A 21084-nucleotide genomic window follows, 5' to 3' on the forward strand; every position below is an offset into this window, starting at 1 on the left:
ATTTTATAATGAATGAACGAATAAAAGCGGCGCGGGAAGCGCGAGTACTAGCACAAAATAGCGATACTGCAGTGCTGTCCACTATCTCGAAGAAGTTAATGGGATATCCGTTCGGCTCGGTATCACCGTTTATGCTTTCTGCAGAAGGTCAGGTCATATTTTATGTGTCTGATATTGCCCAGCATGCCCGTAATTTATCAGTAGATAACCGTTTAAGTATTACCGTGTTCGATGCGGCTGAAAGCGGTGACCAGAATACTCACGGGCGACTGACGTTAACAGGAAATGCCCGGTTTTTAGTGGATGAGTCTTTAGGGGAATTGTACTTCCAGCGTTTCCCCGACGCTTTAAGTTATCGCAATGCTCATGACTTTAAATTCTGGCAAATGGACGTTGAGCACATTCGTTATATTGGTGGCTTCGGCAAAATTTTCTGGATAAACCCTGCTGAATGGCTGCTACCTGAACCCCAATGGAATTCAACAGACGCATTGCAGATGATCCAGCATATGAATGATGACCATGCTGACGCTTGTGGCCTTATTTTGCGCCACCAGAAAGTGGAGTTCAGGAACTATGCAGGTAGCGTCAAAATGAGCAGTATTTATCCGGACGGGTTCCATCTAATTGCCGATGAACGCAGTGTTTTCATTCCTTTTGAAACGGACTGTGTGACCTCTGGTGAGGTCAGAAAGCAATTAGTGAAAATGACCAATGCGGCCCGAAATGTTATTGCAGCCTGACTTTTGAATTAATACCTTAATACAATAAGCTTAATAAAACTGTAAGTTAAACGAAATCCTATTGAAACACTACCACATCTATCATACGTGCTTTCGTTTGGTAGCAACCCTGGCAGTCACTCACTATTAATAGGATTTTGTTAATGAAAGCACGAAAATATCGTAATAAAAACTCAGTCAGTAAAAAAACAAAACTGAGTCAGGCAGTACAACAGGTTTTACTGGGTATGGCATTAAGTTCATCGGCCTATGCGCTTCAGGCTCAGGAGTTGAACGAAAATGATAGTGCTGAAAAAGACGATATTGAAGTGATTGCAGTTAGCGGGAGCTACGTTAAAAGTCTGGAAAAAGCGGTTGATATCAAACGCTCCAACATCAGCTTTTCTGATTCGATAGTCGCGACAGATATTGCTGACTTCCCTGAACAAAACCTGGCAGAAGCTTTACAGCGCATGCCAGGGGTGACGATTGAGCGTAACAAAGGGCTGGGTTCAAGAGTCAACGTTCGCAGTTTGCCGACAGAGTTTACCCATGTATCCATTAACGGCCTGGCTACGGCCTCGGGTAGTGGCGGGCGTGATGTTGAATTCGATATTTTCGCATCCGAAATTATCCAGTCAGTAACCGTGAAAAAGTCGCCAACGGCGGCTGATGAAGAAGGCGGTATTGCAGGCTCTGTGCTTATCTCCACTGCCAGACCGTTTGATTACGATGAAACACAGCTTGTGGCTTCGGTAGAAGCGGCTCACAACTCTATTTCAGAAGAGGTTGACCCGAAGTTCTCTTTCCTTGCCAGTGACACCTTCGGCGACTGGGGCGCGTTGGTATCGTTTTCACGTAGCGAACGCACCAACCGAACCGATTCTAACTCCGGCATCGATTTCCGACCACTGTCACGCTGGACTGAAAAGTCCGGTGATTCACAGTGGCAATCCGACCAAACCATTGCCGTGCTGGAACGAGACACTGGCGTTGTTATTGATGATCCGTTAGATAGTGACGAAACCGGCCGTGCGGTTTTTATGAACAAGGTCGGTGACCGTGCTTATTTAAACGAGCAGGAAAAGTGGGGTGCCACAGCGTCTATCCAATACAAGCCCAGTAATGACTTCAGCCTAACGCTTGATGCCATGTTAGGCGGTTATGACAATACCGAGGACGAATACGATGCAGCCGCTTATTCAGCCTCAAGCGTCAGTGCGTTAGAACGCATTCACGAATACGATGACACGACCTTCTCTGAGTACGGCATGGTGGTGCTTTCAGATGTGTCTTATGCTGCAACGCAGCACGAGTTTTTAAGCAAAGAAAACGTACACGAAACGGACTTTAGTCAGTTAAGTTTGTCGCTAGACTGGCAGCTTGGCGAATGGACGGTTACCGGGTTGATGGGGTATTCTGGGGCTGAGAAAACGTCGGACCGCACTAACCTAAAACATACGGCTTATGCGCCATCCAGAACGCGTTACACCAGCACTGGCGGTGAAACTATTCCGAGCGATAATCCTGACACTATCGATATGTATAATTCGCCCGGTTCGTACTTGTTTGATTTCTACGATGTTGACCTTGAAGAGATTACCGACGATAAATACGCCGCACAATTTGACTTCAGCCGCGGTATTTTCTGGGATGCCTTTCCTGCATTAGCTAAGGTCCAGTTCGGCGCGCGTTACACAGACAAGTCTAAAGAGCGGAACCTGGGCAATGTTCAGGTAAAAGGACCAACTGCGGGAGACAGCTCCTGGAGTGGTGAGCGAACGTTAGAGGACAGCGAGTTGACGCTGATTTCAGACTTAGTACCAGGCGGCGCTTACTTGCCGGAAGTTGAAGGGAAAGGTGGCTGGAGTCAGGTCTCTAATGGCTATGCGCGTAATGAATTTCGTTACGACGGCTTTAATGTGCCGTTCCAGGACAACCAGTTTTACCGCGTGGACGAGGAAGTGCTGAGCATTTACGCAATGGCAGATTTTGAATTTAATATCGGCCAGTTCCCAGTGTCTCTGAACACAGGCGTGCGCGCTGTTGATACCTCTGTTTTGTCTTTTGGTTACCATCAGGTTCAGATGCCTGACGGCAGCACGGGTTACACAGATGAGCCCGTGTCTAAAAAAGGGAGCTATACAGAGGTTTTACCCAGCCTGAATATGGTGGTTGAACTAAGTGACAGCGTTTTGCTGCGAGCTGCTGCTTCCGAAACCTTTATTCGTCCTGCATTAGGCGACATTGCCTATAAACGGACAGTCAGTGTCAACGAGTTCAAATACTTCGATGGTAACCCTGATTTGAAACCGACTTACGCCGACCAATGGGAGCTTGGTGTTGAGTGGTACTTAGATAACGGTGGTATTCTGGCTGCTTCCTATTTTGACAAAACCGTTGAAGGCGTCGTCCGTGAGTCTTTAACCGGGGTTGTAAAAGACGTGACCAAATACAATGATAACGGCACTCTGGATGGCGTTTATGACTTTGACGTGTATCAGAAGGTGAACGATGAAGGTTCTTACGATGTATCGGGAATTGAATTAATTGCTCAGTTCCCGCTTAAAGCGCTGCATTCGTCGTTAGAAGGTTTTGGCATTAACTCTAACTACACCAAGCTGGACAATTCGTTAACGGGGTCGTCTGATTTGGGTATTCCAACACCACCGCCGGGGTTGGCTGAAACCACCTATAACTTTACCGCTTATTATGAGAACAATAGCTTTGATGCACGGGTTTCATACAATTACAAAGACGACTACGTGGAGCGTATCGAACGTAGTATGTACCCAGTGTACCGCGACGCCTACGGTCAGGTTGATGTCTCTTTAGGTTACAAAATTAACGACTCAATTAAAGTGGTGGTTGAAGGAATTAACGTAACCGACGAAGCGACTAAAGGCTATACGATGGACCCTAAATTCCCGACCATGTATGAGTTTTCGGGACGTCGGATAAGCCTGGGCATTCGCGGCAGTATCTAAGCTATGAAGTGTTTATTAAGTACGATGTTACTTGCGCTGCTGTTTATGGCAGCGCAAGTCAAAGCTGACAATAAAGAGGTTCCGGCAGTTGCTTTTATGCCGGACATTCACTTTCACGATGTTTATGCCGACTTTAACGACGGTTCGTTCAAAGGCTTGCCGAACTCTCGTAGTAAGGATCACGCGACTATCCGCACTATGCAGGCTCAACTGCATTCTACCCGTCTGTTTAACGAAAACTACTTCGCACTGCTTGCCGCGCTAGATGATGCGGCAGCCAGAGGGATTAAACTCATTGCGCTTCCCGGCGACTTCAGCGATGACGGACAACAGGTGCACTTGCGCGGGCTGCAGAAAATACTCAAGCATTATCAGCAGAAGTACGATATGCGATTTTTTGCGGCACCGGGAAACCATGACCCGGTTCGTCCTTTCAGTCGTCCCGCCGGTAAACCGGATTATTTGGGCACAGACGGCCACCGACAGCGAATATTCAGCAAAGGTGCCGCAGAATGTACCGGGTATAAAGGCAAGCAGGCGGTTATTAAAACCGAAAACCCGCTGCCGACCATTTGCACAGAAGAAGTGCAGGAACTCGGGTATAAAGGTGTTTTATCGATATTGGGCGAGCACGGATTTTCGCCGCAGCCGGAATATATCTACTGGGAAACGCCGTTTAGCGGTTACAGCTACGAAGATTATGACTTAGCTAAGGGAAAAGCCAGCGCTGAACTCACTGCAAGACAATACGAAATTTGCAGCAACGGCAGCGGTGGCGAATTTAAGGCTGAAAACGCGGTTAACTGCGGGGAAATTACCGATGCCAGTTATCTGGTGGAGCCGGTTGAGGGTTTGTGGTTACTGGCCATAGACGCCAATGTTTATATTCCTAAAGCGCAGACAGGCAAGAAGTCGTTATCGGCTAATGACTTTCATGGCTCCGGTAACGCTGGCTATAACAAAGTGTTGACGCATAAAAAGCATTTAATGGGCTGGATAAAGGATATTGTAAAGCAAGCCGACGAGCGGGGAAAAACGCTGTTAGCTTTTAGCCATTTTCCTATGACAGAGTTTTATGACGGACAGTCTGACACGATATCTGAATTATTCGGTGAGGCGACGTTTCAACTGGCGAGGCGGCCAGATGACTCTGTTAGTAAACTGCTAGCCGAAACCGGGCTCAAAGTACACGTGGGCGGTCATATGCATATGAACGACACCGGCGTTACCCGCAGCGGCGAACAGTTTTTAGTGAATATACAAGCACCGTCACTTGCGGCTTATGTGCCTGCGTATAAAGTTTTAAGGCCTGGTAAGTCGGGCTCGCTAGCAGTTGAAACCATTGTTATTAAAGAGGTTCCGCGTTTTAACGAACTGTTTGAGCACTATAGAGAAGAGTACCAGCAGCTGCTGTCGACAGAGGCGGATAAACTCTGGGACAAAGAGGTTTTAACGGCAAAAAATTATCAGGAATTTACCAGTTGGCATATTCGCGAATTGACCCGCCAGCGTTTTCTTCCTGACGACTGGCCGGCTGATTTACGTGACTGGGTGTTTTCTCTAAACGGCGAGCAACTGTTGTCATTATCGCAGCTGACAGAGCAGAGATCCTGGCCGGAGGCTAAAGCAGCAGGCGAGTCTTTAGCTCGCTCTAAAGGCTTCAAACCGTCAGACTTTTCGCAGTGGACGGGCTTTGAATTTGCGGTCGATTTCTACCGCATTCGTAATGCTGGCCGGTTAGCACTCAAGGATATTTCGAAGTCCCGTTTGCGTCAGTATCAGTTACTTGCCGTTAGCCTAAGCGAGCTCGCGAAAAAGGTTAAGGCGCCTGAACAAGTGGTTCAGGAAACCGAGAGTAAACACCAGTTGGCGGCTGCTCTGGCGCATCGTTTCGGACCGGTGCTGGATATTTTCCTTGCGCTGCAAGAAGGTGAGCCTGACGATAATTTCATTATAGACTGGCAATCGGGTGAGCTTAGCCGTTAAGTTAATGTAAGGGTTTTTGACATCCCCTCCCCACAACTCCATAATCCTTAATCTTTAGGCTTTGTGGGGAGTAAACGGCAGCAAGATGGCAGCTTCAGCGGAAGAAGAAAAACAATACAAAGCCTCGTGGAAACGCTTAACGCTATTTAGTGTGTTATTTGTTTTACTCACGGCTGCCGGGTTTTACGCCATTTATGACCACTTTTCCGGTCGCAGCCTAACCTTCGATTTTCGTTTGTTTGCCCCTGAAGTTTTAAGTGCCGCAGTCTTGCTGTTACTGGTTTACTTCGCCGCCGACGGTTTGCGGCTTTACTACACTTTGCGCGCTCTGGGTTACCGTATTCCTAAAAAAGCCATGGCTAAACTGGTATTTATTAATATCTTTTTCTCCAATATTACCCCTATGGCCACTGGTGGCGGTTTCGCGCAGGTTTGGTTCTTACACGAGCACGGCGTGCCTATTGGGCGGGCGACCGCTGCCACTACTATTCGTACGGTGTTGGCTATTTTCTTTATTTTTTCGCTGACGCCGGTGTTCTTGCTGGTGCTGGAGCCACTGCAGAACAAAGCTATTATTGGTGAAATTGGTACGGCTCTTGCCGTTTTCATTGTGCTTTATCTGCTCTTCTTCGCGGTGGTTTTGTTGCGGGCACATTGGTTAATTGGGCCGCTAAGCTATTTATGTAAAGCGGTGCATAAGCTGCAACTGATTAGTCCTGAGCGTCATCTGCGCTGGCAATACAAAACTCGCCGCGAAATGCTGCGTTTCTCCCGGAGTTTTTCGGAGTATTGTCGCGGCTCTAAAGTGGCTATTGCGCTGTCGGTATTGTCCACCGTCGTTTTTCTGCTCAGCTTATTCAGTTTTCCCGCGCTGCTAATGTGGGGTTTAGGATACGACGTTGATTACCTCGTCAGCCTGGGACTGCTGGTGGTTACCACCTTTATCATGTATTTCGCGCCAACGCCCGGTGCTTCTGGAATTTCCGAAGGTGTGTTTGGTAGCTTTTTTAATGACATTTTAGCCAATAACCATTTACTGTTAGTCACCTTTAGCTGGCGCTTTTTAACCATTTATCTTGGTATGTTATTGGGACTCTTTATTTTACAGCGCTACTTAGTTCAGTCGGCTAAAGTGCAGGGCATACAATGAATAAAACCAAGTTACTGAAAGTCCTGTTTTACCTCAACATTGCGGTTGTGGTTGGGCTTATTGGCTATAAAATTTATTTGAACCTGGTGACTTCTGAATTTGAGGCGGAGCATACCGAACAGCTCTCAGACATTAGTGCCCGGCTGGAAGGACAGGACAGTTACAGCTTTGCTGTCGTGGGTAATATCAATAATTCGGTTGGTATTTTCGAGCGTCGCATTATTCCTATGTTGAACGACACCGACATTGATTTTTTAGTGTCTGCGGGGAATGCTGTGAGCAGTGGAGGAGAAGACAAATACCGGGCAATAAAAGGTACTCTGTCGCGGCTGGATATGCCGTATTTACTGACCTTCGGTAACAATGAGTATGAAGAGTTTGGCAGCTTCCGCTTTTATGACCATTACGGTCCGCATTTTTTCAGTTTTACTGCCGATGACAGCCGCTTTATTTTCTTAGACAGCACGGGAAAAACGCCATGGCAATGGCAGCTTCGCTGGTTAACCGATATTCTTAAAGCCGACGATTCAAAGCATCGCTTTGTTTTTATTGGTCACCCACCTTTAGAGCCTGAAGAAGAGTTTTTTTTAGCCCAGGAGGACGATTTCCTGCAACCCATGGAGTTCCGTCATGCGTTACTGCAGACAATAAGCAACTTCGGTGTTGATCGCGTCTTTTCATCCAATATCTCTATTTACTCAGAGCGTGAGCACAACGGTATTCCCTATATCACTACCGGTGGTGCGGGTGGTCTGGTACTGAATCAGGATGAAAGCTTTTATCATTATGTGAAAGTAACAGTGAATGCCGATGGCTCGGTTGAGCACTCTGTTGAAGAGCTGGAAATTGGTCAGCACCCCATTCTGAAACAGCTGGAAAGCCTGTGGTTCTTTATTCATTCGTTATTTTACGTGGGCTACCTGAATTTTATTCTGCTGGTGAGCCTGTTTTTGGTTATTAGTACCAAATTGTACAACGCGGTATTCGTCGGTAAAGATTACTACCCGGACTACGATATTGACCCGCAGCCCTGGTTCAAAAAGCCGTTGCGCGTGGCCATGTTCACGAATAACTATCTGCCTTTTATCGGTGGTGTGCCAATTTCTATCGAGCGCCTGCGTCTGGGATTAGTTAAGCTCAAAGATAAGGTATTGGTTGTTGCGCCGCGCTATCAGCAAAGTAGTGAAAAAGAAGAGCATGTGGTGCGTATGCCGTCGCTGTTTTCTTTTGGTGAAAAGAGTGAGTTTCAGTTTGCCAATATTTTCTCCGGTGCCGTGCGTAAAAAGGTTAAAGCCTTTAAACCGGATATTATTCACGTTCACCATCCGTTCTGGATAGGTTCGCTTGGGGTCTTTATTGCGCGTCGCCTGAAAGTGCCAGTGGTTTATACTTATCACACGCGGCTAGAACATTATGCGCACTTTGTGTTTTTACCCGGTTCGTTGTTCCGCAATATTATTGCGCACTTTTTGGTGCGTCGCTTTGCCAACAAATGCGATGGCGTAATTGTGCCGACGCAATCGACGGAAGAATACCTGCGTATGATAGGGGTTAAGAAGCCGACCTTTGTACAGCCAACAGGTATTGAGTTTGAGCGTTTCCAGCAAGTTGACGACAAGCAAATAGAGGAGCTGCGCCAGCAACAAAAGCTAGGGGATGAAACGGTATTTGTTAGTGTGTCCCGGTTGTCGAATGAGAAAAATATCGACTTTATGATAGAGGCGGTGGCGCAACTGAAAGATCAAACCGATAAGCCGTTCCGCTTGCTGATTGTGGGCGACGGTCATCAACGCCACCGGTTACAGGAACGCATCGATAACATGAAACTGCAGCAGTACATTACTCTGGTAGGCTCAGTTCCGCCTGAGCAAATGGCCGCCTGGTATCAGCTAGGAGACGCTTTCCTATTTGCCTCGCAGTCAGAAACTCAGGGCATGGTCATTCTGGAAGCTATGGCTGCGGGCTTACCCGTGGTTGCGGTGCGCTCTAGCGGTATCGACGATGTTGTTGAAGACGGGCATAACGGTTTTAAGACACCGGCTAAGCAGGCTTTATGGTGTGAGCGGGTGAAACAGTTACTGGATGACGAGGCGTTACGCCAGAGCCTGGCAGAAAATGCTCTGGCTTTTGCCCGTGATTATTCGGTGGAAAAATTCAGTGATGACGTACGCCATATTTACGCGGAAACTCTGGCTCGGTATCACGAGAAAAAATAGCGCTGCAGCTAGCGCTACAAAATGTGGTTACCAAAGACCAGTAATTGGCAGACGATGACAATGGTCGTTAATAACACCCGTATACGGTAGTAGCCCATATAAGCTGTCATAGCCGAACTGCGAGCCAGCTTTTGTTCAAAGTACAGAACCAAGGCAAAGCCCACCATCTGCATACCTAATGACCAGGCCGGTGCGTTAATTAAAATTGTGAACCAGGCCGCTAAAGCGAAAACATTGCTTAATAACAGTAAACCTGTGGTTTTTTCGCTTTCCGCGCGGTGCAGTGCCCGGCCCCATAGAGTACCGCCCAGAAAACTGAGAATAACAGCGCCGTAAGTAATTAAAAACTCTAAAGGTGAAATTCCCCACCAGGTTCCGGTATGCATTAAAGCCGCAAGCGACGATGCCAGAAAGGGAATAAGCCCTAAAAAGCCCAGAGTATAAATTAGCCAGTTTTTACCTTTGTTCATAAAAAATGAGTCCACCAGAAGTCAGTTATTATTATTTTACGGTCATTGTTCAATTTACGTTTAGTCCAATTCTAAATGACTTATGTAATGAATACTAAACAACAACTCGTATTCATTATGGCAGATTATCGGTTAGGCCTATTTGTATTTCGGAATGATCTCAGGGTTGAAGACAACCTGGCGCTTTATGAGGCCGCGCAGCGCAGTGAAACACTTATCTGCTGCTTTTGTTTTAATCCGACACAGAATAAGTACGGTCATTATGGTATTCCGGCAATGGGTAAACATCGTTTTACCTTTTTGCAGCAGAGCTTAAAGCAACTGCGAACCGAGCTGGAAATGCGTGGACAAAAACTTATTGTTTTGACTGGGACATTTGACCGAATTTTAACCGAACTCATTTCCGAACGTCAGGTGGATGCGATATTCCTGAGCCAGCATCAGGGTTACTATGAACGGCTTCAACTGGGTTTGCTGCAGCAACGGTTTCCGTTTCTGCCTTTTCATGAAACACCAAACAACACCTTGTTTTCAGAGCAGGAACTGCCGTTTGAGCTAGCGGACTTGCCGGAAACCTTTTCTCAGTTTCGGAAAAAAGTAGAGCCGTTGAGCCGTAACTTTTCGGTGCAGCCGGTAAACGCTTTGCCTTCATTACCGAAGAACATCAGTTATCCGGGGTTCAAGGCTGAAACTCTGAATGAATTGGCGTCAGATGACTTTGAAGGTGGAGAAAGAGCCGCCTTAACGCATTTAACAAGCTACTTCTCCGGTGAGTCAGCAGGCACTTATAAACAAACACGAAATGCCTTAGACGACTTTTCGAGTTCGACTAAGTTTTCGCCCTGGCTTGCGCAGGGTTGTCTTTCTGTCCGGCAAATAATGGCGGCGTTAAGGGCGTATGAAACAGAGTTTGGTGAGAATGAATCCAGCTACTGGATAAGTTTTGAATTATTGTGGCGCGAGTACTTCTTCTGGTACGCACTGAAGCACGGGAAACGCCTGTTCGCTTTTTCCGGCCTCTCCGGTAAGTCACCCAAAACCAGCTTTTATTCTGAAAGGTTTCAGAAATGGTGCTCTGGCAATACGCCGTATCCTATAGTTAACGCCTGCATGAAGCAGTTGAATGCCACCGGTTATATGTCGAACCGGGGGCGCCAACTGGTTGCCAGTTGTTTTGTGCACGAGCTGAGTCTGGACTGGCGCTACGGCGCTGCCTATTTTGAACAGCAGCTGATTGATTACGATGTTTCCTCCAACTGGGGAAACTGGCAGTATCTTGCGGGTGTGGGAGCCGACCCCAGAGGGCATCGTCAGTTTAACCTGGAAAAGCAGACCGAACGCTACGACCCGGATAATGAGTTTATTGAGCGCTGGGCCGGCGACTTGTCCGGGCAGCCCATAGACAGCGTTGATGCCGCAGACTGGCCGGTGCGGTGAAAATAACTAAAAGCCGTTGAGGCTGGCGCATGAGTTTAAGTTGCCTTAGGGAAAGTCAGCCGATACTATTTCGCCCCTTTGATTTATAACGGCGCTACGGTTTTTGGGCACACCACCTATGAAGAAACAGATATTGGTTACCGGAGGCTGCGGATTCATTGGTTCGCACACGGTTGTTGAGTTGATACTTAGCGGCTACCAGGTGATTGTGATTGATGACCTGAGTAACAGCAACGCCTCGGTAATTGATAAGATTCAGTGTATTACGGGTGAGCGACCAGAATTTCATCAGGTTGATATCTGCAATCGGGATGCGCTGACCAAACTATTTAAACAATACGCTTTCGATGCCGTTATGCATTTTGCGGCACTTAAAAATCCTCAGGAAAGTTACCACTTAAAAGAGAAATATTTTCTGACCAATGTGGAAGGAACACGGAGACTGCTAGCGGTAATGGAAGACTGTTCAGTTAACCATTTAATTTTTTCCTCTTCAGCCGTTGTTTACGGCAACCCGTCGTGCGTCCCTGTTGCTGAATCGGCTCCGGCCGGAGCGACAACCAATCCCTATGGCGAGAACAAATATCGATCCGAGTGTGATTTGGCTGAGTTTTGTGAGAAAAACCTCGCTTTCTCGGCTATAAGTTTGCGTTATTTTAATCCGGCAGGAGCTCATCCGTCGGGAGTTATTGGTGAGCAACCCATTAAACCTGCAGCTAATTTGATCCCGGCCATAGGCAATGTAATAACCCGAAAAGTTGACTCTGTTCAGGTTTATGGTGGTGACTATTCGACCTGTGATGGCACAGCAATACGTGACTACATTCATGTTTGTGACGTAGCAAAAGGTCATGTTGCGGCATTGGAAGCGGGGTTTGCCCGCACCGGACACCATATCTTTAACTTGGGAACCGGCAAGGGCGAGTCGGTACTGGGCGTGATCCATGCATTCGAACAAGCAAGTGGGCAAATTATTCCGGTTAACTTTTCAGAACGTCGCCAGGGCGATGTGGCAAGCTGTTACGCTCAGGCTGATAAAGCACTTCAGGAATTAAATTGGAGGGCCGAACATGATCTGCAGACGATAGCCCGGGATTACTGCCATTGGTTATCGTTATCTAATTGATACAGCAATACAGCGTCTTCTCTCTCAGATGAATCGCTCTGATAAGCACAGAGTAAAAAAGGCTCTATCTGAAAGTATTTTGCTGAGTGCTTTTGTCTGTGAAGAGGCCTCTCTAGTACGCTAAGTAAAGGTACACCCGAGGCTTTCGCGAAAGCTTCAGCCAGAGTCCAGTGATGAAAAAAATCACTTTTAGTTAAGGTACTGCCAGCCAGAAAACCGTCCTTATAATAGTCGCGAATACGGTGGTAGTCTTTTCGTGTATGCACATTCTCCAGGTCAATGCCTATAGTACTTGTCGTCGAGTAAGCCGCTGCGATACACCCTGATTTATGAGAAAGAGAACAGTAAACAGGGCATCCATCCACATTTAACAGCGGCGCACCGGAATCGCTGTTTTCAATAGAAATTCGCTGAGGTTCAGTAGCAGGCCAATATTTTTTGACAAGCCGCAGCAGCAGATCTTTAGCGGCTGCCGAGACCTGTTTCTTTGATGCTGCTTCGTTGTAGAGTCTATATCCGATAACCATATGCGATGTTATATTTTTGAAATGTCCGCTGAGATTCTGTACTATTCCGCTTCTTTTTTGAGTATCTGCCCAGAATCCTATGCGAGCTTTTGTTGCTGATAGTACATTAGTCGAAACCGAATGTCGTGAGCGGCTGAAGCAAATACCAGCTTCTACCCGGCGGCGACTGAGTTCGTATGCAAAAGTCATAATGACAGCCATACTGGAGCTAAGCGAACGACATCCGCAGTTAAAAGAGACGCCAGTGGTTTTGGCAACGCGGCATGGCGACTTGCACCGTACTGAAAAATTACTACGGGAGTTGGTTCGTGGCGAGGTCTTATCGCCAACGCAGTTTGTGTTGTCGGTGAATAATGCTGTACTGGGGCAATACAGTATGGCGGCAGACAATCGACAGGCTATGACCACTTTGTCTGCCGGTGAGCAAACTTACCCCCTGGGGTGGCTGGAAGCTGTAAGCCAGGTACAAAGCGAAACCAGGCAGGTACTGTTGGTTTATGCTGATGAGGTACCACCGGCTGTCTATTCTGGTCAGGTTCACTCGCCAGTGAGAAGCTTTGCGCATGCGGTTTTGCTCGATAGAGAAAACGGACAGAAACTGATTTTGGATCGCCTTGTTGAAAAAGAAAGTCAGTTACAGGAGGACGTCTGGTTAGTTGCCAACGGCGTTCAACAGATGCTGGACTCCTGTAGCGGCAAGGTGGTTAAGGACTATAACGGAGTACGGTGGAGCTGGCATGTTGCTTAGTCTCTGGCAGATAATAAATCGTACCTGGCGGCGTTTCGCTACCGGGCTATGCTTTGCCGTCTTTGGGCTAGGCGGTTTATTGCTGTCTATTACTGCACTGCCGGCGCTGGCGTTATTATCCAATGGTAATGAGAGACAGCGCGAAGCACGAGCCAGGCGCTTGGTGCAAATGACGTTCCGCTGGTTTATCGGAATAATGAAGTGGACTGGTGTGTTCAACTTCGACTTTCAAGCGATTGAACAACTTAAAGGAACCCGGGGTCACGTTATTATTGCAAACCATCCGTGTTTGATTGACGTGGTAGCATTAATTTCTTTTGTGCCGAACCCGGATTGCGTTGTTAAGTCCCATCTATGGAAAAACCCCTTTATGCGCGGTGTCATCCGCTCAACAGGTTATATCAGCAATGATGACCCTGAAGGTTTGGTTACGGATTGTGAACGCTCTTTAGCGCGTGGTAATAACCTAATAATTTTTCCTGAGGGCACACGAACCACTCCGGGAAAAAGAATAAAGTTCCAGCGTGGCGCGGCGCATCTGGCATTACGTACCAGGGCAAAAATTACGGCATTGCGAGTGGATTGTTTGCCGGTGACATTGATTAAAAATGAAGCCTGGTATTGCGCGCCTGAACGGAAACCGACTTTATCGGTGCGTTATCTTGGTGAAATCGACTCAGCTTCTTATTGCGATGCTGAAAAACTCAGTATTGCTGCGCGTCAACTGACTCGCGATTTACAGAATTACTATGAAAAGGTGTTAGAAGATGACGGAAAACCTGAAGCAAGAGATCAAAGCCTTGATTATCGAGTCGCTGGATCTTGAAGACGTAGAGATAGCAGATATTAATGATTCGGCGGCGTTGTTCGGAGACGATGACGATGGCTTGAATCTTGATTCTATTGATGCGCTGGAGTTAGGTCTGGCGATAAAGAAAAAATATGACGTGAAGCTGGACGCTAATTCAGCAGAAACAAAAAAGCATTTTTATAGTGTCGATACGTTAGCGGAATTTGTCGCTAATAACCGTGGTGAGTAAACGAGGGAACGATGAAGACAAGAGACGAAGTATATGCGCGGTTGACTCAAATTCTGGAAGAAGATTTTGAAATCGATTCTGGCGACATTTCTCTGGACGCTAACTTGTATCAGGATCTTGACCTTGATTCGATTGATGCGGTGGATTTAGTCGTGAAATTACGCGAAATTACCGGCAAGAAAATCAGTCCGGACGCGTTTAAAGCTGTGCGCACAGTCGAAGATGTTGTCGAAGAAGTTTATAAACTCGTTCACAGCGACTAATGAAAAACGGTCTGCGCTTATTAATCAGTGGTTTACTGATTGCCTACCCGCTACTTGTCTGGTGGCTGGCGCAGAACGGGCTAACTAACTGGTTATTGCTGGTTCTGCTGGCATTACTGAGTTTAAGTATTGTTTCCCAGGGCATTCGTCACCCCAGAAGCTGGCTTACGCTGGCAGTACTTCTGGTTGTTTCAGTGACAGCTATTTTCGCAGACCAGTTGACTGGCGTGCTGTTTTATCCCGTTTGGATGAACAGCGCCTTGTTGCTGGTTTTCCTTGCATCATTATGGCGCAAACCAGCGGTGATAACTCGCCTTGCCATGCTTATGGAAGGTTCCTTGTCAGATAAAGCGGTTGCTTACACTGAAAAAGTGACGCTGGTCTGGGCGATATTTTTCCTCGTGAATGGCGCTATTTCGCTGGTAACTGCGGTGCATGGCGACCTCAAACTCTGGACGCTATACAACGGTTTTATCTCCTATGTTCTGATTGGGTTACTCTTTGTGATTGAGTGGAGTGTGCGACGTGTTGTTAAACATAAACACTGAGCAATGGCAGCTGCAATGGCAGCAAGCAGATGCTGAGCTGGCCGTAGTGAAAGGACAGTCTATCAGCGCATCGGTGTGGCGAAAGGATATTGCGGCGGCAACCCACTGGCTAAGTGAACAAGACGGCGATGCGCTGCTTTATCATCGCGACTGGTATCATTTTAGTGTCTGGCTGTTCGCTTTACTCAATAGTAAAAAGAGAATTGTTCTGCCAGCAAATGATAAGCCGGCAACTTTATCAGAGCTGTCGTTGCACTATTCGTTCAGAGTCCCTTCTGAATTACCTCAACACGCCAGCTCTGAAGCGCCGCCTTTAACGCTAAATGGCAGCTTAAATTCTCAACTGACCTTTTTCACCTCGGGCAGCAGTGGCAAACCCAAAGCCGTCAGAAAAACGCTCAGGCAGTTATGGTTAGAAGTGATTACGCTGGAACAAACCTTTGCGGAGCAATTAGGGCCGGCCAATATACTGTCAACGGTCACACATCAGCACATTTACGGATTGTTATTCACGGTACTCTGGCCTCTTGCTGCGCGCCGCCCGGTGACTTTGCCTTTGGTCGACTACCCTGAGCAGTTGCAGCAAATATTGGCGAAAGCTAACCGCCAGCGTTACGCTTTAATAAGCAGCCCTGCGCATTTGCAGCGGCTGGATAATTTACCTCAGCTTGCTAAGTACAGCCATTCTTTGGCCACGGTCTTCTCATCAGGCGGTCCGCTATCCAATTCTGTTCCTGAAGATTTTGCTGAACATGAGTTAAACGCGCCAATTGAAGTGTATGGTAGTACGGAGACAGGGGGTATAGGCTGGCGTCGGCGCAACCCGGGCTCTAATGAAAACTTTCAGACTCTGGCGGGAGTGGATGCGAGCTGCAATCACAACGGTTTACTGGTTATTCAGTCACCGTATCTGAATAATCCGCAAAAGCCTTACACAACAGAAGATAAAGCCCGGCTTCAGGGGCAGGGAGATTTTCAGTTGTTGGGGCGGCAGGACCGAATTGTAAAAATTGCCGAAAAACGAGTGGCTCTTAACGAAGTAGAACAGTTCATTCAGCGCCATGACTGGGTCGAGTCAGCTAAAGCTTGTGTGTTACATAGCCCGCGTGTTGAACTGGGCTTAGTTTTAATATTAACGCCTGAAGGCGTTAATCAGCTTAGCACTCAGGGGCGATTTAAAGCGCGACAAGAGTTGCGACACCACTTACTGCAGAGATTTGAAAAAGTGGTTGTACCTAAACGTTTCCGTTATGTGCAGCAGTTGCCATATAACGGTGCCGGTAAAGTGACACAAACCGATCTACAGGCTTTGTTCGAAGAGGAATAGCAATAACATGCAGACTCAATTACCTGATTTTATAAGTTTCTCCGAAGGGCTCAGTGACAAAGAAAAGCCTCTACTTTGCGGTCGGTTTAAGCTGGCAGCGGACTGTATTTATTTGCAAGGGCATTTTCCTTCAACCCCGATTCTTCCCGGGGTTGCTCAAATGGACTGGGTCATTCAGCTAGCGGGGCAACATTGGTCGACACCAACATCCATTCAGCGTATTGAAGTGCTAAAGTTTAACGACATGATTTTGCCTGGTGCGACAGTCGATTTGCTGATTGAAAGAAAGCGCGATGACTGCATCACGTTTAAATACTCTGACGGTGATAAAGCGCTGTCTTCCGGACGCCTGGTGTTTAATTAATATGTCTCAGTATTGCTTTCTTATTCCTATTTATAATCACGATAAGACCATCACTGCGACGGTTGAGCGACTGCTGCCTTATGAGTTGCCAATTATTATTGTTGATGATGGCTCAAATGATCACACCAAGGAAGTTTTGGCGACTTTGGCGGAAGAGCATAAGTCGCTTGTATTACTGCACACGCTTCCCGAAAATAGCGGCAAAGGCGGAGCGGTTATGGCTGGCTTTCATGTAGCCGCTGAAGAGGGCTTTACTCACGCGCTGCAAATAGATTCAGACGGCCAGCATGATAGTAACGATATTCCTGAATTTTTAGCCTTATCAAAGCAAAACCCCGGTGCGCTGATAAGTGGATACCCTCAATACGATGAGAGCATGCCGACCAGCCGACGCATTGGGCGCAAGATCACCCACTTTTGGGTGCATATCGAAACCTTATCGATGCAGATAAAGGATACTATGTGTGGTTTTCGGGTATATCCCTTGTACCAGACGGTCGGCTTGATAAAGCGTCGTCATATCGGCACACGCATGGATTTCGATATTGAAATTATGGTGCGTCTATACTGGGCAGGTACACCGGTTTTGTTTATTCCAACCAAAGTGATTTATCCACAAGGCGGACAGTCACATTTTCGCGCACTGCAGGACAACCTGAAAATTTCCTGGCTGCATACGCGCCTGTTTTTCGGCATGTTGCCGCGCATACCACTTATATTACTGCGCAGGTTTAAAAGCTAATTATGGTGGAGAAGCACTGGGCGAAAAAGAAAGAGCGCGGCAGCTACTGGGGCATCGTTATTGTTCTTCGAGCCTATCAGTATGGCGGCCATTGGCTAATGCGGCTGATTCTAGCGCCAGTGATCACTTACTTCTTTTTGACCGGGGGGGATCCTCGTAGGGCCTCTCTCGACTTCCTTCGTCGCGTGCATTCATATGCTGCTGAACGGTCTCCTTTTACTGCTGAGCCGGGTTGGCGCCAAAGTTGGTACCATTTCTGGCAGTTTGGTTTGCACGCTCTGGCAAAAATTGATGCCTGGGTCGGTAAGGTGTCTAAAAACCAGGTGCGTAACTGTGGTGATACCCACTTTGATGATTTAGAGAAACAGCCCCAGGGCGGCATTCTTATTGGTAGCCATCTGGGTAATCTGGAAGTTGCGCGAGCGCTGGCTTCAAAAAAGTATACCCGGCGCATGAATGTACTGGTGTTCACTCAGCATGCGCAGTCGTTTAACCGTGCATTGAAAGACGTAAACCCGAAAGTCGATATCGACCTGATTCAGGTGACCGACATTGATATGGGGCTGACTATACTGCTGAAAGAGCGCATTGAACAAGGCGAGTTTGTGGTTATTGTCGGTGATCGCACTTCGGTGACTCAGCCCGGACAAACCATAGAGCAGGACTTTTTAGGTAAGCCAGTCTCATTTGCCTTAGGACCGTGGATATTAGCCAGTGTGTTAGAATGCCCGGTGTATTTTTTGTTCTGCTTAAAGAACCCCAACGACGGGCATTACGATTTATATCTGAACCACGCGTGTGACCAACTCAAACTCCCCCGGAAAAGCAGGCGGGAAGCTTTGCAGCCAGTGCTGAAAGCTTATAGTGAAACGCTGGAGAAGCTGGCGATGCGCTACCCTTATCAGTGGTTTAATTTTTTTGATTTCTGGAAGAAGGACAGTCAGTAGTATGACGACATCGATTATAGCCTTTGGTGGCCGCCCGTTGACCATTAAAGACGTGGTAGAAATAGCCAATGGCAAAGCGCAGATCGCGTTAAGCGACGCGCCGGAGTTTGTCGAAAAAGTCGATGCCGGGGTTCGTTTTCTGGATGAGCTGTTAGAGCAGGACGGCGTGATTTATGGCGTGACAACGGGGTACGGAGACAGCTGCACAGTATCGGTACCGGAGAACCTGGTTAACGAGTTGCCCATTCATCTTACGCGTTTTCATGGTTGTGGCCTGGGTGACACCTTTGATGAACAGGAAACCCGCGCTATTCTGGCAACCCGCTTAAGCTCGTTGGCACAAGGTTATTCCGGTGTCAGCTGGGAGCTGTTGGAACGCCTGGTGGTGATGTTGAATGAAAACATGCTGCCGCTTATTCCAAAAGAGGGCAGTGTTGGTGCCAGTGGTGATCTTACGCCTTTGTCGTACATTGCCGGCGCGCTTATTGGTGAGCGTGACGTGCGCTTCCGGAATAAAGTGATGAACAGCGCAGAAGCCTTTGAGCTGCTTGGTATGTCGGTTCACAAACTGCGGCCAAAAGAAGGCCTGGCCATTATGAACGGTACCGCCGTGATGACGGCTTTGGCTTGCCTTGCCTGGGACCGGGCGGAGTACTTAACCCGGTTATCCAGCCGCATTACCTCCTTGGCGAGCATAGCTCTGGAAGGCAACAGTAACCATTTTGATGACCTGCTGTTTGCCGTGAAACCCCATAAAGGGCAGCAACAGGTCGCCAGCTGGATCCAACAAGATCTGAACCATGTGGAGCATCCGAGGAATTCATCGCGTCTGCAGGACCGGTACTCCATCCGCTGCGCGCCTCATGTTATCGGCGTACTTAAAGACAGTTTACCGTGGTTTAAAGAAACCATAGAAAATGAATTAAACAGCGCCAATGACAACCCCATTATTGATGGCTTAGGTGAGCATGTTCTGCACGGCGGGCACTTCTACGGCGGCCACATTGCTATGGTGATGGACTCGATGAAAACTGCTGTGGCGAACCTGGCGGATTTACACGACCGGCAAATGGCGTTGTTGATGGACACAAAGATGAACCACGGTTTGCCCTCGAACTTGTCTGCGGCAGAAGGTGAGCGTAAGTCTATTAACCACGGCTTTAAAGCGGTGCAGATTGGTTGCTCAGCCTGGACTGCGGAAGCATTAAAACTGACTATGCCAGCCAGTGTCTTTTCGCGCTCAACCGAGTGTCATAACCAGGACAAAGTGAGCATGGGTACTATTGCTGCCCGTGACTGTATTCGTATTCTGGAACTGACCGAACAGGTGGTTGTTGCCACTTTGCTGGCAGCTTATCAAGGTGTTGAACTGCGTAAGCGTATTACAGACAAACCGGTGAACCCATCGGCCGGTGTCTTAGAAATGCTTCGAAGTCTGGCTGATCAGTTTGAACTGCTGACAGAAGACCGCCAGTTGGAGCCGGAATTACGTTATTGGCTTACCCAGTTGCGGTTAAAAGTATGGAATTTGTATCAGGAGCCAGCATGAAACAAGCCAGTTTAATTATTGATGTTCCCTTTTTTGATGTCGACGCTATGCATGTTGTCTGGCACGGTCATTACATAAAATATATTGAAATGGCGCGTAGCGAGTTACTGCGTACTTTCAATTATGATTACCCCGACATGGAAGCCAATGGCCATTTATGGCCTATTGTCGATTTGCGCTTAAAGTACGTTGCGTCGGCTACATACGGACAACACATTCGGGTGACTGCTACTTTGGTGGAGTGGGAACATCGGCTGAAAATGAACTATGAAATTCGCTGTGTTGAAAGTAACGAGCTATTAACCAAAGCCACCAGTGTTCAGGTAGCCGTGTGCAAAGAAACGCGGGAAATGCTGTTTGAATCTCCTGACATTGTGTTTGAAAAGCTGGGAGTTGAGCGCTCATGATCCGCTTACTTGTAACGACGATTCTATTGATGCTATCAGTAATAGCCGTTGCAAACGACGATGCGACAGCAGAGGCGCTGTCGGCACTTGAAAAGCAATCAGAACCTTTGCCGCTGTCGCTGGAGTTCAGTCAGAAAAAACAGTTATCGGGTCTGCCGAGACCTTTGGTGAGTGCAGGCCAGTTGGATATTAGAAAAGACGAAATAGTCTGGACAACAGAGCACCCACAGCAGCAACAGTTAACCATTAACCGTCAGGGTATTTTTGAGCAAGGTAATGAAGACTCGGTAAGTGGCAGTGACACCATTGCGCAATTGTTACTGGCGATTCTGCAGCAGGATGAAGCCGTATTGAAGCAGCAGTTCAGGCTTTCGCTAGAGCAGAATTGTGTGGTGATGGTTCCGGAAGCTGACGCTTTAGCCAGTGTGATTGAAAAAATACACAGTTGCGGTACTGACCGTGTTGAGCTTGTGGAGCTGTTTGAGCAAAACGGTAACACCACCCGTATAGAACTGAGCAAAAGGTAAG

At 47.6% G+C, this 21084-nt stretch carries 21 protein-coding genes; 19 read left to right on the top strand and 2 right to left on the bottom strand.

The genetic code is table 11. The features are described 5' to 3' along the window. Positions 1-8: 8 nt before the first annotated feature. The 5 genes from IL_RS00590 (at position 9) to IL_RS00610 (ending at position 9061) form a co-directional block, all read left to right on the top strand. Positions 9-743, top strand: coding sequence for a HugZ family protein (locus IL_RS00590; protein ID WP_011233379.1), 735 nt, complete (start codon positions 9-11; stop codon positions 741-743). A gap of 143 nt (positions 744-886) precedes the next feature. Beyond that, on the top strand, positions 887-3709 hold the full coding sequence (locus IL_RS00595) for a TonB-dependent receptor (protein WP_011233380.1): 2823 nt from the start codon (positions 887-889) through the stop codon (positions 3707-3709). A gap of 3 nt (positions 3710-3712) precedes the next feature. Further along, positions 3713-5695 (top strand): metallophosphoesterase, encoded by a 1983-nt coding sequence (locus tag IL_RS00600; RefSeq protein WP_231378608.1) that lies wholly within the window; start codon positions 3713-3715, stop codon positions 5693-5695. Between the two features lie 85 nt (positions 5696-5780). Continuing rightward, positions 5781-6845 (top strand): lysylphosphatidylglycerol synthase transmembrane domain-containing protein, encoded by a 1065-nt coding sequence (locus IL_RS00605; protein WP_011233382.1) that lies wholly within the window; start codon positions 5781-5783, stop codon positions 6843-6845. Then, complete coding sequence (locus IL_RS00610) at positions 6842-9061, top strand: glycosyltransferase (RefSeq protein WP_011233383.1); 2220 nt, start codon at positions 6842-6844, stop codon at positions 9059-9061. The genes IL_RS00605 and IL_RS00610 overlap by 4 nt, the downstream gene beginning before the upstream one ends. Positions 9062-9075: 14 nt before the next feature. Here IL_RS00610 and IL_RS00615 read toward each other — a convergent pair whose 3' ends face one another. Further along, a complete protein-coding gene (locus IL_RS00615; RefSeq protein WP_011233384.1) occupies positions 9076-9531 on the bottom strand; it encodes a DUF3429 domain-containing protein in 456 nt (151 codons plus the stop codon). A gap of 87 nt (positions 9532-9618) precedes the next feature. On the opposite strand from IL_RS00615, the gene IL_RS00620 reads away from it, so the two are divergent. Continuing rightward, a complete protein-coding gene (locus IL_RS00620) occupies positions 9619-10968 on the top strand; it encodes a DASH family cryptochrome (RefSeq protein ID WP_011233385.1) in 1350 nt (449 codons plus the stop codon). 118 nt (positions 10969-11086) lie between these two features. Then, positions 11087-12094: a UDP-glucose 4-epimerase GalE gene (gene galE, locus IL_RS00625; RefSeq protein WP_011233386.1), complete on the top strand. Its 1008-nt coding sequence runs from the start codon at positions 11087-11089 to the stop codon at positions 12092-12094. Here galE and IL_RS00630 read toward each other — a convergent pair. Beyond that, positions 12064-12810: a 4'-phosphopantetheinyl transferase family protein gene (locus tag IL_RS00630; RefSeq protein WP_167518464.1), complete on the bottom strand. Its 747-nt coding sequence runs from the start codon at positions 12808-12810 to the stop codon at positions 12064-12066. The two genes, galE and IL_RS00630, sit on opposite strands and share 31 nt — an antisense overlap. Between IL_RS00630 and IL_RS00635 the strand changes: the two genes are divergently transcribed. The 12 genes from IL_RS00635 to IL_RS00690 are packed head-to-tail and all read left to right on the top strand — an operon-like array spanning position 12701 to position 21083. After that, on the top strand, positions 12701-13369 hold the full coding sequence (locus tag IL_RS00635; RefSeq protein ID WP_011233388.1) for a beta-ketoacyl synthase chain length factor: 669 nt from the start codon (positions 12701-12703) through the stop codon (positions 13367-13369). The two genes, IL_RS00630 and IL_RS00635, sit on opposite strands and share 110 nt — an antisense overlap. Beyond that, a complete protein-coding gene (locus tag IL_RS00640) occupies positions 13359-14195 on the top strand; it encodes a lysophospholipid acyltransferase family protein (RefSeq protein ID WP_011233389.1) in 837 nt (278 codons plus the stop codon). Before IL_RS00635 ends, IL_RS00640 begins: the two co-directional genes overlap by 11 nt. Next, complete coding sequence (locus IL_RS00645; RefSeq protein ID WP_011233390.1) at positions 14137-14409, top strand: phosphopantetheine-binding protein; 273 nt, start codon at positions 14137-14139, stop codon at positions 14407-14409. Before IL_RS00640 ends, IL_RS00645 begins: the two co-directional genes overlap by 59 nt. Before the next feature lie 11 nt (positions 14410-14420). After that, a complete protein-coding gene (locus tag IL_RS00650) occupies positions 14421-14672 on the top strand; it encodes an acyl carrier protein (protein WP_011233391.1) in 252 nt (83 codons plus the stop codon). After that, positions 14672-15220, top strand: coding sequence for a hypothetical protein (locus IL_RS00655; RefSeq protein WP_011233392.1), 549 nt, complete (start codon positions 14672-14674; stop codon positions 15218-15220). Before IL_RS00650 ends, IL_RS00655 begins: the two co-directional genes overlap by 1 nt. Further along, complete coding sequence (locus IL_RS00660) at positions 15198-16547, top strand: AMP-binding protein (protein ID WP_011233393.1); 1350 nt, start codon at positions 15198-15200, stop codon at positions 16545-16547. Before IL_RS00655 ends, IL_RS00660 begins: the two co-directional genes overlap by 23 nt. 7 nt (positions 16548-16554) lie before the next feature. Next, the gene (locus tag IL_RS00665) at positions 16555-16911 is read left to right on the top strand and encodes a (3R)-hydroxymyristoyl-ACP dehydratase (protein WP_011233394.1); all 357 of its coding nucleotides are present in this window, start codon (positions 16555-16557) and stop codon (positions 16909-16911) included. Position 16912: 1 nt separating this feature from the next. Next, entirely contained in the window at positions 16913-17653 is a 741-nt protein-coding gene (locus IL_RS00670; protein ID WP_011233395.1) for a glycosyltransferase family 2 protein, read from the top strand. A 2-nt stretch (positions 17654-17655) separates the two neighbouring features. Continuing rightward, positions 17656-18600, top strand: coding sequence for an acetyltransferase (locus IL_RS00675; protein ID WP_011233396.1), 945 nt, complete (start codon positions 17656-17658; stop codon positions 18598-18600). A gap of 1 nt (position 18601) precedes the next feature. Then, positions 18602-20149 (top strand): HAL/PAL/TAL family ammonia-lyase, encoded by a 1548-nt coding sequence (locus IL_RS00680; protein ID WP_011233397.1) that lies wholly within the window; start codon positions 18602-18604, stop codon positions 20147-20149. Then, entirely contained in the window at positions 20146-20556 is a 411-nt protein-coding gene (locus IL_RS00685; protein WP_011233398.1) for an acyl-CoA thioesterase, read from the top strand. Before IL_RS00680 ends, IL_RS00685 begins: the two co-directional genes overlap by 4 nt. Next, positions 20553-21083, top strand: coding sequence for a LolA family protein (locus IL_RS00690; RefSeq protein ID WP_011233399.1), 531 nt, complete (start codon positions 20553-20555; stop codon positions 21081-21083). The genes IL_RS00685 and IL_RS00690 overlap by 4 nt, the downstream gene beginning before the upstream one ends. Position 21084: the final 1 nt, after the last annotated feature.

This window comes from Idiomarina loihiensis L2TR (assembly GCF_000008465.1).
In the GTDB taxonomy this organism is placed as follows: domain Bacteria; phylum Pseudomonadota; class Gammaproteobacteria; order Enterobacterales; family Alteromonadaceae; genus Idiomarina; species Idiomarina loihiensis.

What these genes read in the sequence shown, in the direction of transcription:
- IL_RS00590 (WP_011233379.1), top strand. Translation starts at nt 9, where the DNA reads ATGAATGAACGAATAAAAGCGGCGCGGGAAGCGCGAGTACTAGCACAA.
- IL_RS00595 (WP_011233380.1), top strand. Translation starts at nt 887, where the DNA reads ATGAAAGCACGAAAATATCGTAATAAAAACTCAGTCAGTAAAAAAACA.
- IL_RS00600 (WP_231378608.1), top strand. Translation starts at nt 3,713, where the DNA reads ATGAAGTGTTTATTAAGTACGATGTTACTTGCGCTGCTGTTTATGGCA.
- IL_RS00605 (WP_011233382.1), top strand. Translation starts at nt 5,781, where the DNA reads ATGGCAGCTTCAGCGGAAGAAGAAAAACAATACAAAGCCTCGTGGAAA.
- IL_RS00610 (WP_011233383.1), top strand. Translation starts at nt 6,842, where the DNA reads ATGAATAAAACCAAGTTACTGAAAGTCCTGTTTTACCTCAACATTGCG.
- IL_RS00615 (WP_011233384.1), bottom strand. Translation starts at nt 9,531, where the DNA reads ATGAACAAAGGTAAAAACTGGCTAATTTATACTCTGGGCTTTTTAGGG.
- IL_RS00620 (WP_011233385.1), top strand. Translation starts at nt 9,619, where the DNA reads ATGAATACTAAACAACAACTCGTATTCATTATGGCAGATTATCGGTTA.
- galE (WP_011233386.1), top strand. Translation starts at nt 11,087, where the DNA reads ATGAAGAAACAGATATTGGTTACCGGAGGCTGCGGATTCATTGGTTCG.
- IL_RS00635 (WP_011233388.1), top strand. Translation starts at nt 12,701, where the DNA reads ATGCGAGCTTTTGTTGCTGATAGTACATTAGTCGAAACCGAATGTCGT.
- IL_RS00630 (WP_167518464.1), bottom strand. Translation starts at nt 12,810, where the DNA reads ATGACTTTTGCATACGAACTCAGTCGCCGCCGGGTAGAAGCTGGTATT.
- IL_RS00640 (WP_011233389.1), top strand. Translation starts at nt 13,359, where the DNA reads ATGTTGCTTAGTCTCTGGCAGATAATAAATCGTACCTGGCGGCGTTTC.
- IL_RS00645 (WP_011233390.1), top strand. Translation starts at nt 14,137, where the DNA reads ATGACGGAAAACCTGAAGCAAGAGATCAAAGCCTTGATTATCGAGTCG.
- IL_RS00650 (WP_011233391.1), top strand. Translation starts at nt 14,421, where the DNA reads ATGAAGACAAGAGACGAAGTATATGCGCGGTTGACTCAAATTCTGGAA.
- IL_RS00655 (WP_011233392.1), top strand. Translation starts at nt 14,672, where the DNA reads ATGAAAAACGGTCTGCGCTTATTAATCAGTGGTTTACTGATTGCCTAC.
- IL_RS00665 (WP_011233394.1), top strand. Translation starts at nt 16,555, where the DNA reads ATGCAGACTCAATTACCTGATTTTATAAGTTTCTCCGAAGGGCTCAGT.
- IL_RS00670 (WP_011233395.1), top strand. Translation starts at nt 16,913, where the DNA reads ATGTCTCAGTATTGCTTTCTTATTCCTATTTATAATCACGATAAGACC.
- IL_RS00675 (WP_011233396.1), top strand. Translation starts at nt 17,656, where the DNA reads ATGGTGGAGAAGCACTGGGCGAAAAAGAAAGAGCGCGGCAGCTACTGG.
- IL_RS00680 (WP_011233397.1), top strand. Translation starts at nt 18,602, where the DNA reads ATGACGACATCGATTATAGCCTTTGGTGGCCGCCCGTTGACCATTAAA.
- IL_RS00685 (WP_011233398.1), top strand. Translation starts at nt 20,146, where the DNA reads ATGAAACAAGCCAGTTTAATTATTGATGTTCCCTTTTTTGATGTCGAC.
- IL_RS00690 (WP_011233399.1), top strand. Translation starts at nt 20,553, where the DNA reads ATGATCCGCTTACTTGTAACGACGATTCTATTGATGCTATCAGTAATA.